Raw genomic sequence first — 13,972 nt, forward strand, 5'->3', positions numbered from 1 at the left:
CCCCTCGCGGGACGGTCGTCGCGGGACGGTCAGGTGGCCATCCGGTGGCGGCCCCGGCCGGGCGTGGCCCACCGGGCGATGACGCCGACCAGCGCCAGCACGGTCACGCCCCAGACGATGCTGAAAATGATCAGCCAGGTCAGCGAGGCCTGGGTGCCGATGGCGCCCAGGCCGATCGACAGGCCGACCAGGAAGACCACGGCCGTCGGGGTGAGACTGCACAGCCAGTGCCAGGCCCGGTGCGCCGGGCTCGGGTGGGCGGGCGCTTCGGGGCCGGTGTCCTGCGCCTTGTACGTGATCAGGTCCATCGGGAATCGCCTCCGGGGGTGAGGGGGGAGGTCACGAGGCCTTCCGGGGAGTGGCGGGCTTCCGGGTCGTGGTGGTGGTCGTGCTCTTCTTCGCGGTCGTGCTCTTCGTTGCCGCCGTCCGCTTCGTCGCGGCCGTGCTCTTCTTCTCGGTCGCGGACTTCGGCGCCGTGGCGGACTTCTTGGCGGCCGTGGACTTCTTGCTGGTGGCGGCCGACGGTTTCGTGGCCGTCGTCTTCGTGGCCGTCGTCTTCTTCGCGGCGGCACGCTTGCGCGGCGGCGGCCGCTCCTCGGCCGGCTCCCCCGCCTCCGCCTCGTCGGCCTCCGTCTCCTCGGCCCGGGACCGCTCCGGACGGGCGTCCTTGGCCCGCCGCAGACTGCTGCGCAGCGCCTCCATCAGGTCGATCACGTTGTCCGGCGCCTCCCCCGCCTCCTCCTCGTGCGGGACCTCGACGCCCTGCAACCGCGCCTCGATCACCTGCTGCAGCGCCTGCTGGTAGTCGTCGTGGAGCTGCTCCAGGTCGAAGTCCTCGGAGAGGGTCTCCATCAGCGAACGCGCCATCCGCAGCTCCTGCGGCCGCACGGTCACGTCCTCCTCGGGCGCGATCCCGGCCGCCGGACGGACCTCGTCGGGCCAGATGCAGGTCTGGAGCACCAGCGTGCCGTCGTGCACCCGGAGCACGGCCGGCGACTCCCGGCTGCGCAGCGCGATCTTGGTGACGGCGATCTGCCCGGACTCCACCAGCGCGTCGCGCAGCAGCGCGTAGGGCTTCGAGGCGGCCTTGTCGGCGACGCCGACGTAGTAGGCCTTGGAGAACATCAGCGGGTCGATCTCGCCCTCGTCGACGAAGGCCAGCACGTCGATGATCTTCTTGCTGGGCAGCGGGAGGTCGGCGAGGTCCTCGTCGGTGAGCGTGACCGTCCGGCCGTCCGGGGACTCGTAGCCCTTGGCGATCTCCGCGTACGGGACCTCCTTCTCCTCCTCCTCGCAGTACCGCTTCATCCGCACCCGGCCGCCGTCCTTGGCGTGCACCTGGTGCAGGGGGACGTCGTGCTCCTTGGTGGCGGAGTACAGGTGGACGGGGATGGAGACCAGGCCGAAGCTGATCGTCCCCTTCCAGGTGGTCTGCATGGGGTCGCTCCTTCCCGGAGCCTGCCCGGAGCCGGCCCCGGAGAATTCCACTCTGCCCGGGTTCGTCCCGATCGGCCACCTGCCGCCGACCGGCGGACAATGGACGGCGAACGGAGGTGAACGCACCGTGCGCGACCCCGGACCGCCCCCGCCGCCGGACACCACGACGTACCGCGTCCGCTACACCCTGGCCGGCCACCCGGGCGTCCGGCAGGCGGAGGTCACCCTCGTCCCCGGCCACTCCCGGGAGAGCGACATCCCGGCCCTGCTGGACGCCCGGCTCCACCGCCACCCGGACGGCCGCCGGGTCGTCCTGCTCGACGTCACCGAGACCTGAACCCGCCCGCCGCGCCGGACCCCCGGGCCGCCCGACCGCCGGTGCCGCCGTTCAGGCCCGGAGCGAGGCGAGCGTGACGATCGTGATGTCCGACGGCGCGCCGACCCGCACCGGCGGGCCCCAGGCGCCGGCGCCGCGGGTGACGTAGAGCTGGGTGTCGCCGTACCGCTCCAGTCCGGCGACGGTCGGGTTGGCCAGCTCCGCCACGAAGTTGCCCGGCCAGAGCTGCCCGCCGTGGGTGTGCCCGGACAGCTGGAGGTCGACCCCGTGCCGGACCGCGTCGTGGATGGTGACCGGCTGGTGCGAGAGCAGGACGGCGGTACGAGCCGGGTCGCGGTCCCCGAGCGCCCGGCCGAAGTCGGGGCCGTCGCCCTCGCGCTCCCCGGCGATGTCGTTGACCCCGGCCAGGTCGAAGCCGCCCAGCTCGACCCGGGCGTTCTGCAGCGGGTGGACGCCCAGCTCGCGGACGAAGTCCACCCAGGGCGCCGCGCCGGAGAAGTACTCGTGGTTGCCGGTGACGAAGTAGGCCCCGTCGCGGGCCCGCAGCTGCGCCAGCGGTTCGGCGTCCCGCCCGAGCTCGGGGACCGTGCCGTCGACCAGGTCGCCCACGATCGTGATCAGGTCGGGCTTCGCGGCGTTGATGGTGTCCACGATCCGCTGGGTGTGGGCGCGGCCGAGGATCGGGCCGAGGTGGATGTCGCTGACCACCGCGATCCGGTAGCCGTCGGCACCGGCCGGGAGCTTGGCGAGCGGGACGGTCACCTGCTTGAGCCTCGGCCCGCGCAGCACCCCGTACATGCCGGTGCCGACCACGGCCGCCGCCGCGCCGGAGGCCCCGATCGCGACCGCGCGGGCGACGAACAGCCGCCGTTCCGGCGAGGGCGCGGCGGGAGTGACGGGCGCGGCGGGGGCGGCGGGCGCGGCGTGGGCGGCGACCTCGTTCACCCGGGGCTCGTCCGGCACGGGGTCCTCCGCGGTCGGCACATCCGCCGCGGGCGCGTCCGCCGATCCCGCCCGCGCCGCCCGGGGCGGCAGTCGGAGCAGCAGCGGCCGGACCAGTTCCCCGACACCGAGCGCGAGCAGCAGGTACAGCAGCACCGCGAGCCAGAGGTAGCCGGGCCAGGCGAACCAGCGTTCGACCGCTATCGGGAACGCCCGCCCGCCGACCAGTGCCCCCACCGAGAGCAGCGGCAGGACGACGGCGAGCACCGTGCCGGTCCGGCGCCAGAGGCCTCCGGGCGCCGAGACGTCGCGCACCAGTCGGCGCCAGAGGTACCAGTGGACGAGGGTCAGCAGGGCGAGCACGAGGAGGACGCCGAGCACCACGAGGACGATCATCACGCCGCCAGTATGTACGGCCTCCCGACAAACCCCCCGGGAGGGCCCCGAGTTGCTGGCGATGCGTCAGATCTGAGCTTTCCGGACCACCACTTCACCCGCCCTGACCTGGGCTTTTACGTCCGCTGAGCGAACAGTTCCCGGTACCTTGTTCCGATACCCGGAGGTAGAGGTTAGGTTGCACCGCAATGCGCGGATCCGTCCCCCACCCTTCGGTGATCGAGCCGAGGGTCGGGCCGCGCCGGAAAGGCACAGGGCACCCTCACGATGAGTGCGGACACCACAACCCGGGCCGGATCCCCTCCGCCCCGCGACTCCGCCCAGCAGCACCCCGCCGGGCACGGCGGGCACGGCCACGGCGGCGACGGCCACCTCAAGGCCGGGCTCAAGAACCGCCACCTGTCGATGATCGCCATCGGCGGTGTGATCGGCGCCGGCCTGTTCGTCGGCTCGGGCGCGGGCATCGCGTCCACCGGCCCCGGCATCCTGCTCTCCTACGCGCTGGCCGGTGTGCTGGTCGTCCTGGTGATGCGGATGCTCGGCGAGATGGCCGCGGCCGACCCGCAGAGCGGCTCCTTCTCCGCGTACGCGGACCGGGCGCTGGGCCGCTGGGCCGGCTTCAGCATCGGCTGGCTGTACTGGTTCTTCTGGGTGGTGGTGCTGGCCGTCGAGGCCACCGCCGGCGCGAAGATCCTCAACAACTGGATGCCGGGCGTCCCGCAGTGGGCGTTCGCCCTGATCGTGATGGCCGTGCTGACCGCGACCAACCTGGGCTCGGTCGCCTCCTACGGCGAGTTCGAGTTCTGGTTCGCCGGCATCAAGGTGGTGGCCATCGCCGCCTTCCTGGTCGTCGCCACGCTGGCCGTGTTCGGCCTGCTGCCCGGCACCCACGCGGTCGGCACCAGCAACCTGACCGGCCACGGCGGTTTCCTGCCGCACGGGGTGGGCGCGGTGTTCACCGGCATGCTCACCGTCGTCTTCGCCTTCATGGGCAGCGAGATCGTCACCCTGGCCGCCGGCGAGTCCGAGGACCCGGAGAAGGCGGTCAGCAAGGCCACCAACAGCGTGATCTGGCGGATCGGGATCTTCTACCTCGGCTCGATCCTGCTCGTGGTGACCCTGCTGCCGTGGGACTCCGCCGCCGTCAAGGGCAGCCCGTACGTCGCGGTGCTGGAGCACGTGGGCATCCCGGGCGCCGGGCGGGTGATGGACGTGATCGTGCTGACCGCCGTGCTGTCCTGCCTCAACTCGGGCATGTACACCGCCTCCCGGATGGCCTTCTCGCTCGGACAGCGCGGCGACGCGCCCAAGTCCTTCGCGACGGTGAACCGGCGCGGTGTGCCGCAGGTGGCGATCCTGTCCTCGGTGGTGTTCGGTTTCGTGGCCGTCTTCTTCAACTACACCTCCCCCGACACGGTCTTCTCCTTCCTGCTGAACTCCTCCGGCGCGGTGGCGCTCTTCGTGTGGCTCGTGATCTGCTTCTCCCAGCTCCGGATGCGCCGGATCATCGAGCGCGAGATGCCGGAGCGGCTGACCGTCCGGATGTGGCTGTACCCGTACCTCACCTGGGCCGCGATCGGCATGATCGGGTTCGTGATGGCGTACATGTTCACCGACGCCGACGGTCGGAAGCAGATGTACCTGTCGCTGGTCGCCGCAGTTGTCGTGCTGGCGGCGTCGGCCGTGGTGGGCCGTCGGCGGCGGGCCGCGGTGGAGGCACCGGCATCCTGAGCCGGGGCGCAGTACCGTCCGCGGGCACCGGGCCCGGGAGCCGTTGCGGAGGCTCCCGGGCCCGGTGCCGTTCCACCCGTCCTCCCGCCCGTCCTCCCGCCCGTCTCCGCCGCACGTCGTCCCGCCCGGAGCCGGGAACCTCCGGTTCCGTTCCGTGACCGGACGGACATGACCCGGCGACCCGTCAGCACCTACCCTTCCCCTCATGCGAGATCTTGCAGCGGGGATTGGGTATCTGGCCAAGGGCCAGAAGTGGGTGGCGCGGCACGGCCGCTGGTGGGCGTTCGGGATGATCCCGGCCCTGATCACCCTGGCCGGTTACGTGGTGGCGCTGTTCCTCCTCGGCGGCTGGGCCGGGGACATCGCCGCCTGGGCCACCCCCTTCGCCGACCACTGGACCTCGTTCTGGCAGGACCTGCTGCGCACCACGCTCGCCGCGCTGGTGTTCGTCGGCGGGCTGCTGCTCTCCGTGCTCACCTTCACGGCGGTCACCCTGCTGGTCGGCCAGCCGTTCTACGAGGAGCTCTGCGAGAAGGTCGACGAGACCGAGGGCGGCGCGCCGACCCCGCCGGACGTGCCGCTCTGGCGCGAGCTGGTGGTGGCGGCCCGCGACAGCCTCTTCGTCCTGGTGCGGGCGGGCGGCTTCGGGGTGCTGCTGTTCGCGGCCGGGTTCGTCCCGGTGGTCGGGCAGACCGTCGTCCCGGTGCTGGGCTTCCTGGTCTCCGGTTTCTTCCTCACCCTGGAGCTGACCTCCGTCGCCCTGCAGCGGCGCGGGGTGCCGCAGCGGGAACGGCTGCGGCTGCTGCGCGGGCGGCTCGGGCTGGCCTTCGGCTTCGGCGTGCCACTGGTGCTGGGGTTCCTGGTCCCACTGGTGACGGTGGTCGCCATGCCGGGCGCCGTCGCCGGGGCGACCCTGCTGGCCCGCGACCTGGTGCCGGTCGAGGAGGAGCCCGGGACGGACGAGGAGCCGGAGGAAGGGGAGTCCCCGGACCCGGCGGCCGTCCCGGAGGTGCCGGACGTGCCGGAGTACCGGGCGCAGCGCCCGGCGGCGGCCAACCCGTACGCCGGGGCCCCCTACCCGGACAACCCGTACGCGCAGGACACCTACGCCGCCGCACCGCAGCCTGCGGAGCCTAATCCGTACCGGAGCGCGTGACCGGACCGTCACACCGCGTGCGGTTCGCCGCCCGCTCGTGTGAGGCCCCCCACAGGGCTCCGGCGATCAACTACCCCCGATAGTGGTGGGCCGCGCGACGGTGCCCCGCCCCGGGCCGGGGCCCGACGGTCCGACACCCGGCCGGGACGGTGGACCGGTCGTCACGGACCCGAAGAACGCAGGCGGTCGGCCGGTTCGGGCCGATCGTTCGTCGACGATCCCGGGGCCCGCCCCATCGATTCGCCAAAACGGACATATCCCATCGAAGCGCCCGCCATCGCTCGGGCGCTTCGCCGTTTCCGGGCCCTCGAACCACTACCGACCGTAGTAGCCCGCGCCTTTGCCGCCCGTGCCGGGCTCTGCCAAGAATGGTCCGTCGCCAGGCAGCGCGGCCGGTCCCCCCCGCCGCGCAGCTCCCACCGCCCCGCAGTTCGCCGGGGCGGGCACGCACACCACGGCCGTCCCGTACGCCACCCGCGGGCCGCTCCCCCGAGCGGGGCCCCGTGTGATGCCCGGCGCCCGCGCCGCCGCCCCGCCCGGGGCCGGCACGCCTCGACGGCCACCCGGCCCTGACGGCACCCCGACGGAAAAGGATTGTCCGCTCCATGCAGCTCAGCCATGCCCGCCGCAACTCGCTGATCACCGGTGTCGCCACCCTCGTGGTGGCGAGCGCGGCCACCGCCGCCCTCGCCATCCCGGAGAGCGGGACCGCCGTCGCCGAGGCGCCCGTCGCCGCGGTGGCCGCCACCACCGGCGGGATCTCGGCGGACGCGCAGGCCGCCGCGCAGGCGCAGGCCGAGGCGGACGCCAAGGCCCAGGCCGACGCCCAGGCCGCCGCCGCGCAGGCCGAGGCGGACGCCGCCGCTGCTACCGCCGCTGCCGCCCAGGCGCAGGCCGACGCCAAGGCTCAGGCCGACGCCCAGGCCGCGGCGAAGGCAGCCGACGCCAAGGCGAAGTCGGACGCCGCCGCCTCCCGCTCGCAGGAGCGCTCGGCGCTGAACAGCAAGCCGTCCTACTCGGGCAGCCCGCGCGAGATCGCCGCCCAGATCGTCCCGGCCGGCCAGCTCCAGTGCTTCAGCAACATCGTGTCCCGCGAGAGCAGCTGGAACGTCACCGCCACCAACGCCTCCTCCGGCGCCTACGGCCTGGTCCAGTCCCTGCCCGGCTCCAAGATGGCCTCGGCCGGCTCCGACTGGCGCACCAACCCGGCCACCCAGATCAAGTGGGGCCTGGACTACATGAACTCCCGCTACGGCAGCCCGTGCGGCGCCTGGGCGTTCTGGCAGTCCCACCACTGGTACTGAGCCGACCCCGGCACCCCGCCGCCCCCGGCACCGCACCGAGCCCGCAGGCCCCCGCCTGCGGGCTCGGCCGCGTTCGGGGGCGGTCGCGTCCGGGACCGGTCGCCTTCGGGGGCTCGGCTCAGGCCCGGGTCGCGACCGCCCGCCGCCCGCCGGGACCACCCGGGCCGCCGGGAGCACCCGGACCGCCCGGACGCCCCCACAGCGCCTGGCGCAGCAGCGGCAGATAGGAGCGCGCGATTTCATCGGCCGGCAGCGCGGCGAGCGGTTGGAGCCGCAGGACGTAGCGGGCCATGATCAGCCCGGCCAGCTGGGTGCCGAACAGGCAGGCGCGCCGACGGGCGTCCGCACCGCCGAGCCGGGCCGCGACCAGGTCCACCATCTCCCGCTGCACCACCTCGCCCACCAGCTGCGCGACCGCCGGGTCCAGCGCCGAGCCGCCGATCATGGCGCGCAGCGGGCCCGCGCTGTCGGGGGCGTCCCAGACTCCGATCAGCAGCCGCAGGGCCCGCTCGGGGAAGGTCTCCAGCTCGCCGTCCAGTGCCCCGGCCAGCAGTACCGCCGGGTTCCCGGTCAGGGCGAGGGCCGCCCCGAACAGGCCCTTCTTGCTGCCGAAGTAGTAGCTGACCAGGGCGAGGTCGACGCCCGCCTCGGCGGCCACCGATCGGAGCGTCACCGCGTGGTACCCCTCGGTCAGGAAGCGGCGGCGGGCGACGGCGAGGATCTGCTCCTTCGCCCCGGAGTTCCCGCTGCGCCGGCCCCGGCGGGGCGCCGGCTCCCCGGCCGTCGCGGCCCCGGAGGTCGTAGCCCCGGGCGCCGCAGCCCCGGCGGTCGTCTCCGCACCCGTTTCCCCACCCGTCGGCCCGCCCGCCGCCTCTCCGGCCGCTGCCTCTCCGGCCGCCGCCCCGGAAGAATTCATCATGGTTGAAATGCTAGCCGCAGCGCGCCCACGCTGGTCGGGCACCGACCGACCAGCGTGAGGAAGCCCCGTCATGCCCGCCACCGCCGCACGTCCGGACCGGGCGGCCGCACCCGCCGCCCCGGACCGCCGTCACCGCGCCGTCCTCCTCGTCACCTGTCTCGCGCTGGCCACCGTGGTCGCCGCGATGGCCTCGCTCAACGTGGCCCTGCCGGACATCGCCCGCGCCACCGGCGGCAGCCAGACCCAGCTGTCCTGGATCATCGACGCCTACAGCCTGGTGTTCGCCGCCCTGCTGCTGCCGGCCGGCGCCATCGGGGACCGGTTCGGGCGGCGGCGGGCCCTGCTGGTGGGTCTGGCGCTGTTCGGCGCCGGCTCCGGACTCGCCGCGCTGACCACCGACCCCGGTGCCCTGATCGCGCTGCGCGCCCTGCTGGGCGTCGGCGCGGCGCTGGTCATGCCGGCCACCCTGTCGACGATCACCAGCACCTTCCCGCCGGAGCGGCGGGCCCGGGGCGTCGCCGCCTGGGCGGCGGTCGCGGGTGCGGCGGCGGTGCTCGGCCTGTTCGCCACCGGCCTCCTGCTGGAGCTGTGGTCCTGGCCGTCGATCTTCGTCCTGAACGTGGTGCTCGCGGTCCTGGCCCTGGCCGGCACCCTGCTGTTCGTCCCGGAGTCCGCCGAACCGGACGCGCCCCGGCTGGACGTCGTCGGCGCCCTGCTCGCCGTGGCCGGTCTCGGTTCCCTGGTCTACGCGGTGATCGAGGCGCCGGTCCGGGGCTGGGCCGACCCGTGGACCCTCGGCGGCGGGCTCGCCGGGCTGGCGCTGCTGGCCGGCTTCGTCCGCTGGGAGCTGCGGCGGCGGCACCCGCTGCTGGACCCCCGGCTGTTCCGCGAGCGCCGGTTCGCGGCCGGGACGCTGTCGATCACCTGCCAGTTCTTCGCCTTCTTCGGCTACCTCTTCGTGATCATGCAGTACCTCCAGCTGGTCCGGGAGCGCAGCGCCCTGGCGGCGGCCGTCGCACTGCTGCCGATGGTGCTCGGGATGGCGCCCGGCGCCCGGCTCAGCCCCCGGCTGACCGACCGGTTCGGCCCGCGCGGCCCCTGGGTCGCGGGCCTGCTGCTGGTCGCGGGCGCGCTGGCCTCGCTCGGGCTGCTGGACGCCGACAGCTCCGGGTGGCTGGTGGCGGCCGTCCTGTTCCCGCTCGGCCTGGGCTCCGGGCTCGCCATGACGCCCGCCACCACCGCCATCACCGAGGCGCTGCCGACCGCCCTGCAGAACGTCGGCTCGGCGATGAACGACCTGGCCCGGGAGCTGGGCGGCGCCCTCGGGATCGCCGTGCTCGGCAGCGTCCTGACGGCCGGCTACCGCGCCCGGGTGGACGTCGCCGGACTGCCGCCGCAGCTCGCCGACGCCGCCCGCTCCTCGCTCGCCGCCGCCTCCCGGTTCGGGCCGCCGGTCGCCGACCGGGCCCGCGACGCCTTCGTCCACGCGATGCACCTGACCGTCCTGACCGCCGCGGGCGTCGTCGCCCTCGCCGCCGTCGCGGTGGCGGTCCTGCTGCGCGGCACGACGACGCGGACCGGCCGCTGAGCGCACCCGCCGGACGCGGCGCCTCCGGGCCGCCCCCGCGCCGTCCGGGGGCGGCCCGAGGCTCGTTCATGACTCGCCCGACACTCGTCGACCGCTCGTTCGGGGATCGCCCGGGGCTCGTTCGAGAACGATTCGCGGTGCTTCGTTGACTGTCCGTTCGAATACGGGCTGGCCGAAATCCCAGTGGCCCGGCGAACCCACGCCGGGCCAGAGTGGGCGCATGGATCAGGTGAGGCTCTCGGACGGGGTCGTCGTGCTCACCCCGTTCCGGGTGGCGGACATCGACGCGCACCTGGCGGGCGAGGACGAGCAGCTGGTGCGCTGGCTGAACGGCGGGCCGAGCACCCGGGCGGGCACCGAGGAGTACGTGCGGCGGTGCACCGCGCACTGGTCGTACCGGGGGCCGGCCCGGGTGTTCGGCATCCGGACCGGACCGGAGCCGGTGCTGGCCGGCACGATCGACCTGCGGTTCGCGATGCCGCGCCTCGGCCCGGGGCAGGTCAACATCGCCTACGGCCTCTACCCCGCCTGGCGCGGACGGGGTCTGGCGACCCGGGCCGTGCACCTGGTGTGCCGGTACGCGGCGCAGGAGGGCGCGAGCGAGGGCGTGATCCGGGTCGACCCGGAGAACACCGCCTCGGCGGCGGTCGCCCGGCGGGCCGGGTTCCGCTACTCCGAACGGGTCATGGAACCGACCGGCAACCGGCTCGACTGGTACCTGCGCGAGCTGGCCGCCGTCCCGGCGGAGCGGGGCGCCCCGGCGCAGCGCCCCGTCCCCGCGGCCGGCTGCTCCGTCTGACGGCCTGTTCCTCCCCCCGGCTCAGTCCCGGCGCCGGGCGGCCGCCAGCACCTCGCCCGCCAGCAGGCCCACCGCGATCGTCGTCACCAGCGTCACCAGCTGCGTCAGATCGCGGAAACCGGCGATGGCATGACCGCCGGCCAGGTCGGTCAGCCCGCGCATGCCGAGCGAGCCGACGGTCAGGGTGAAGAAGCCGGGCAGCAGCAGGATCAGCCGCGGCGGCGCGGACGGCCGGAGGCCGACCCTGGTCGCGGCGGCGCTGAGCGCGGCCGCGGCGACGAAGGTCCCGGCGACCTCGCCCGCCAGCCACGTGAACAGCGTCTGCACCGCCACCGTCAGATAGACCAGCAGCAGCAACGACGGCCCGAACCGCAGCGGGATCGCGAAGGCCAGCACCGTGCCCGCCGTGAAGACGATCCAGGCCGTGAACAGCGCCCAGCGCGGCAGGTCCTGCGCGGCGGCCACGTCGAACAGCGCGTGCCGGTCCCGCCCGGTGACGGCGAGTCCGACCAGCACCCCGACGTACAGCTGGAGCAGCAGGAACCCGGCGTAGACCAGCCGCACCGCGCCCGGGGTGATGTGCCCGGCGGCGAGTTCGGCGGCGGCGGCGCTCAGATAGTCGCCGGGGACGAAGAAGAACAGCGCGGGCAGCATGATCAGCACCGGCCCGCCGTGCTCCGGGGTCCGGGCGAACACCAGCAGCGCGATCACCGACACCACGACGGCCGCCACGAACGGCAGCACCGCGCCCAGCCGGGGCCAGCGGGCCGCCCCGACCGCGAGCGCCGCGGTCGCCAGGCCGAGGACGACGGTGGAGCCGACCTCCCACCAGGTCGGCTGCATCAGCGGGGCGAAGCCGACGGCGAACATCACGATCCCGATCACCTTCACCCACCAGGGGTACGGCGGCGGGGCGGTGTCGATGGCGGCGAGCCGGGCGGCCGCGGCGGGCAGGTCGACCCGGCCGGCCCGGACCTCGGCGAGCAGCGGCTTCACGGCGGCGAGCTGGTCGAGCCGGAACACCTCGGGGAACGCCCGGACCGTCACCGTGCCGGTCGTGCCCTCGGCGGTGACGGTCAGCACCGCGCCGTCCGGGACGACCAGCAGGCGGGCCGCACCGCCGAGGGCCCGCGCCGCGCCCTCCACCTCCGGTTCCAGCTGCTGGACGCCCTCGCCGCTGTTGCGCAGCAGGACGGAGGTCAGCCGGGTCAGGAAGGCGGTGAGCTCGCCCCACCGGGGCGGCCGGGTCCGCTGCTCCATGCCCGCCTCCGTCCGCGCGCCGCCGCGGCGTCCCCGCGACGTCCGGTGCTGTCCCCGCGCTGTCCGTGTGCCGTCCCGCGGCGTCCCCGCGGCATCGCCTCCAGACTGCCCGGCACCGACCGATGCCGCGCGGCGAACCGGCGCAGCGGGGCATCGGCGGCACGGAGGTTCCTGACGTGGACGCGACCGGGGCAGCTGGTGAAGATATGGCGTACGTCCATACGATTTGACAGATCTTGACCGGATTTACGGACCGTCAGGGCTTTGCCACCGTTCGCAGGCGCTCCTACGCTCCGGCGTCATGCCCTCACCCCTGATCAGCGTCGTGATCCCCGCCTACGACCAGCAGAAACAGCTGGCGGACTGCCTGGACTCGCTGCTCGCCCAGTCCTTCCGCGACTTCGAGGTGCTGGTGGTCGCCGACCGGTCCCCCGACTGCCCGGCCCAGCTCGTCGAGCGCTACGCGGCCCGGCACCCCCAGGTCTCCGTCCTCCAGCTCGACGCGGCGGTCGGCGTCGGCGTCGGCCGCAACGCGGGCGCCGCCCGGGCCGCCGGCGAGTACCTGCTGTTCCTGGACGCCGACCACCTGCTCGCCCGCGACGCCCTCAGTTCCTTCGCCGACCACCTGGAGCGGACCGGGCCGGTCGACCTGCTGCTGTTCGGGCACACCCGCCAGCACGCCGGCCGGGACTGGCCCGGCGGCGCCGAGACGCTGCTGGCCGAGGCCGGACCCGAGGTGTTCGGCCCGGCGGACCGTCCCGAGCTGCTGGGCGCGCCGCCGCTGATCTGGGACCGCCTGGTGCGGCTCGAACACTGGCGCGGGCAGGCGCTGGCGTTCCCCGAGGGCCGCTACGAGGAGATCCCCGTCGTGCACCGGGCGATGCTGACGGCCCGGCGGATCGCCGTCCTGCCGCGCGCCTGCGTGCAGTTGCGCCGCCGGGAGACCGTGCACCCGACCGGCTCGCCGGGGAGCAGCAGCTTCGACCTCTTCGACCAGTACGAGCGGAGCTTCGCGCTGCTGGACGAGCTGGACGCCCCCGGGCCCGTCCGTGACGCGCTGTTCACCCGGATGGTCCGGCACTACCTGTTCGTCTTCGACCTGGCCGGCTGCGTCGCCCGCGCCGAGCGCCCGCAGTTCTTCCACCGCGCGGCCGAGCACCACCGGCGCTTCCAGCCGCCGGGCCACCGGCGCCCGGGCGGCCGCGAGGGCGTCAAGTTCTCCCTGCTGGCCGGGGGCGCCTACCCGGCCTTCGAGGTGGCCAAGCTCTCCCACATCGCCGCCGGGACGCTGACCGGCGCCTCCCGCCGGCGCTGAGGCCGGGCGGGGGCGGACGGGTACGGGGGCGGGGGCGGCGCGGGTCCGTGCCGCCCCCACCTGTGGGGTCGGGCGTGTGCGGGGTCGGGCGTGCGCGGGGTCAGGTGTCCGCGGGGTCGGGCGTGCCCGGGGTCAGGCGTGCGCGGTGCCGCCGTCGGCCGCCATGGCGGTGGCGATGCGGTGCAGGGTGTCGGCGCGGAGCTCGTCCGGCAGCGGCGGGAGCAGGTCCATCCAGAGCGCGAGGGTGGAGCCGATCAGCTGGCGCTGGCCCTCGGGGCGGGCGATCAGCCACAGGTGGAGATGGGCCCCGCCGTCGCCCCAGCGGTTCACATGGACGCGCCCGATGCCGCCGAGTGCCAGGATCGCCCGCTCCACCCGCTGGAGCATCGGGCCGAGCTCGACCGCCCGGGCCGGCGGCAGGTCCATCAGGTCGTGGTGCTCGCGCGGGCCGAGGAACAGCACGGCGGGCAGGCCGTGCGGCGCGTCGAAGGCCCGCAGCCGCCAGTGCTCGTCGGTCCAGACGAAGTCCTCCTCCGGACGGCGGCACTCGTGGCACTCCGCCGCCCCGGCCTCGCCGTGCCGGCCGGGCTCGGGCAGCACGGGGGCGTCCAGCGGACGGACGGTCAGCTCGCCCTCGTAGGGGAAGATCGACCAGGAGGGGGCCGCGTCCTCCGGTATCGGGAGCCGCTCGCCGACCGGCAGATGGGCGAGGAAACGGCGGGGGTCGTCAGGGTTCTCGGTGATCACGGAGACCGACCGTCCCACACTCCCCCGGAGCGCCGCCAGCG

General features: G+C 74.6%; 13 protein-coding genes. 7 read left to right on the forward strand and 6 right to left on the reverse strand.

Annotated features, from left to right (window positions below):
* Window positions 1–29: 29 nt before the first annotated feature.
* Together ACW14Y_RS08145 and ku are read right to left on the reverse strand one after the other, a co-directional pair.
* Entirely contained in the window at window positions 30–308 is a 279-nt protein-coding gene (locus ACW14Y_RS08145; protein WP_380311507.1) for a hypothetical protein, read from the reverse strand.
* A 31-nt stretch (window positions 309–339) separates the two neighbouring features.
* Entirely contained in the window at window positions 340–1,437 is a 1,098-nt protein-coding gene (ku, locus tag ACW14Y_RS08150) for a non-homologous end joining protein Ku (protein WP_456986367.1), read from the reverse strand.
* 127 nt (window positions 1,438–1,564) lie between these two features.
* On the opposite strand from ku, the gene ACW14Y_RS08155 reads away from it, so the two are divergent.
* The gene (locus tag ACW14Y_RS08155) at window positions 1,565–1,774 is read left to right on the forward strand and encodes a hypothetical protein (RefSeq protein WP_456986368.1); all 210 of its coding nucleotides are present in this window, start codon (window positions 1,565–1,567) and stop codon (window positions 1,772–1,774) included.
* Window positions 1,775–1,825: 51 nt separating this feature from the next.
* Here ACW14Y_RS08155 and ACW14Y_RS08160 read toward each other — a convergent pair whose 3' ends face one another.
* On the reverse strand, window positions 1,826–3,112 hold the full coding sequence (locus tag ACW14Y_RS08160; protein ID WP_456988106.1) for a metallophosphoesterase: 1,287 nt from the start codon (window positions 3,110–3,112) through the stop codon (window positions 1,826–1,828).
* 267 nt (window positions 3,113–3,379) lie between these two features.
* Between ACW14Y_RS08160 and ACW14Y_RS08165 the strand changes: the two genes are divergently transcribed.
* The 3 genes from ACW14Y_RS08165 (at window position 3,380) to ACW14Y_RS08175 (ending at window position 7,303) form a co-directional block, all read left to right on the forward strand.
* Window positions 3,380–4,843, forward strand: coding sequence for an amino acid permease (locus ACW14Y_RS08165; protein ID WP_380311512.1), 1,464 nt, complete (start codon window positions 3,380–3,382; stop codon window positions 4,841–4,843).
* 205 nt (window positions 4,844–5,048) lie between these two features.
* On the forward strand, window positions 5,049–5,999 hold the full coding sequence (locus tag ACW14Y_RS08170) for an EI24 domain-containing protein (RefSeq protein ID WP_456986369.1): 951 nt from the start codon (window positions 5,049–5,051) through the stop codon (window positions 5,997–5,999).
* A 605-nt stretch (window positions 6,000–6,604) separates the two neighbouring features.
* Window positions 6,605–7,303 carry an aggregation-promoting factor C-terminal-like domain-containing protein gene (locus tag ACW14Y_RS08175; protein WP_456986370.1) on the forward strand — a complete coding sequence of 233 codons (699 nt, stop codon included), beginning with the start codon at window positions 6,605–6,607 and terminating at the stop codon, window positions 7,301–7,303.
* Window positions 7,304–7,421: 118 nt separating this feature from the next.
* On the opposite strand, the gene ACW14Y_RS08180 is transcribed toward ACW14Y_RS08175, so the two are convergent.
* On the reverse strand, window positions 7,422–8,222 hold the full coding sequence (locus ACW14Y_RS08180; RefSeq protein WP_456986371.1) for a TetR/AcrR family transcriptional regulator: 801 nt from the start codon (window positions 8,220–8,222) through the stop codon (window positions 7,422–7,424).
* 70 nt (window positions 8,223–8,292) lie between these two features.
* Between ACW14Y_RS08180 and ACW14Y_RS08185 the strand changes: the two genes are divergently transcribed.
* Window positions 8,293–9,810 (forward strand): MFS transporter, encoded by a 1,518-nt coding sequence (locus ACW14Y_RS08185; protein ID WP_456986372.1) that lies wholly within the window; start codon window positions 8,293–8,295, stop codon window positions 9,808–9,810.
* A 220-nt stretch (window positions 9,811–10,030) separates the two neighbouring features.
* The gene (locus ACW14Y_RS08190; protein WP_456986373.1) at window positions 10,031–10,609 is read left to right on the forward strand and encodes a GNAT family N-acetyltransferase; all 579 of its coding nucleotides are present in this window, start codon (window positions 10,031–10,033) and stop codon (window positions 10,607–10,609) included.
* A gap of 21 nt (window positions 10,610–10,630) precedes the next feature.
* On the opposite strand, the gene ACW14Y_RS08195 is transcribed toward ACW14Y_RS08190, so the two are convergent.
* The gene (locus ACW14Y_RS08195) at window positions 10,631–11,869 is read right to left on the reverse strand and encodes a threonine/serine exporter family protein (RefSeq protein WP_456986374.1); all 1,239 of its coding nucleotides are present in this window, start codon (window positions 11,867–11,869) and stop codon (window positions 10,631–10,633) included.
* Window positions 11,870–12,170: 301 nt separating this feature from the next.
* Here ACW14Y_RS08195 and ACW14Y_RS08200 point away from each other — a divergent pair, with 301 nt between their 5' ends.
* The gene (locus ACW14Y_RS08200) at window positions 12,171–13,184 is read left to right on the forward strand and encodes a glycosyltransferase family 2 protein (RefSeq protein ID WP_456986375.1); all 1,014 of its coding nucleotides are present in this window, start codon (window positions 12,171–12,173) and stop codon (window positions 13,182–13,184) included.
* Between the two features lie 132 nt (window positions 13,185–13,316).
* On the opposite strand, the gene ACW14Y_RS08205 is transcribed toward ACW14Y_RS08200, so the two are convergent.
* Window positions 13,317–13,931 (reverse strand): hypothetical protein, encoded by a 615-nt coding sequence (locus ACW14Y_RS08205; RefSeq protein WP_380392247.1) that lies wholly within the window; start codon window positions 13,929–13,931, stop codon window positions 13,317–13,319.
* Between the last annotated feature and the right edge of the window lie 41 nt (window positions 13,932–13,972).

It is taken from the genome of Kitasatospora sp. cg17-2 (assembly GCF_054031055.1).

What these genes read in the sequence shown, in the direction of transcription:
- ACW14Y_RS08185 (WP_456986372.1), top strand. Translation starts at nt 8,293, where the DNA reads ATGCCCGCCACCGCCGCACGTCCGGACCGGGCGGCCGCACCCGCCGCC.
- ACW14Y_RS08175 (WP_456986370.1), top strand. Translation starts at nt 6,605, where the DNA reads ATGCAGCTCAGCCATGCCCGCCGCAACTCGCTGATCACCGGTGTCGCC.
- ACW14Y_RS08165 (WP_380311512.1), top strand. Translation starts at nt 3,380, where the DNA reads ATGAGTGCGGACACCACAACCCGGGCCGGATCCCCTCCGCCCCGCGAC.
- ACW14Y_RS08160 (WP_456988106.1), bottom strand. Translation starts at nt 3,112, where the DNA reads ATGATCGTCCTCGTGGTGCTCGGCGTCCTCCTCGTGCTCGCCCTGCTG.
- ku (WP_456986367.1), bottom strand. Translation starts at nt 1,437, where the DNA reads ATGCAGACCACCTGGAAGGGGACGATCAGCTTCGGCCTGGTCTCCATC.
- ACW14Y_RS08145 (WP_380311507.1), bottom strand. Translation starts at nt 308, where the DNA reads ATGGACCTGATCACGTACAAGGCGCAGGACACCGGCCCCGAAGCGCCC.
- ACW14Y_RS08180 (WP_456986371.1), bottom strand. Translation starts at nt 8,222, where the DNA reads ATGATGAATTCTTCCGGGGCGGCGGCCGGAGAGGCAGCGGCCGGAGAG.
- ACW14Y_RS08195 (WP_456986374.1), bottom strand. Translation starts at nt 11,869, where the DNA reads ATGGAGCAGCGGACCCGGCCGCCCCGGTGGGGCGAGCTCACCGCCTTC.
- ACW14Y_RS08170 (WP_456986369.1), top strand. Translation starts at nt 5,049, where the DNA reads ATGCGAGATCTTGCAGCGGGGATTGGGTATCTGGCCAAGGGCCAGAAG.
- ACW14Y_RS08190 (WP_456986373.1), top strand. Translation starts at nt 10,031, where the DNA reads ATGGATCAGGTGAGGCTCTCGGACGGGGTCGTCGTGCTCACCCCGTTC.
- ACW14Y_RS08200 (WP_456986375.1), top strand. Translation starts at nt 12,171, where the DNA reads ATGCCCTCACCCCTGATCAGCGTCGTGATCCCCGCCTACGACCAGCAG.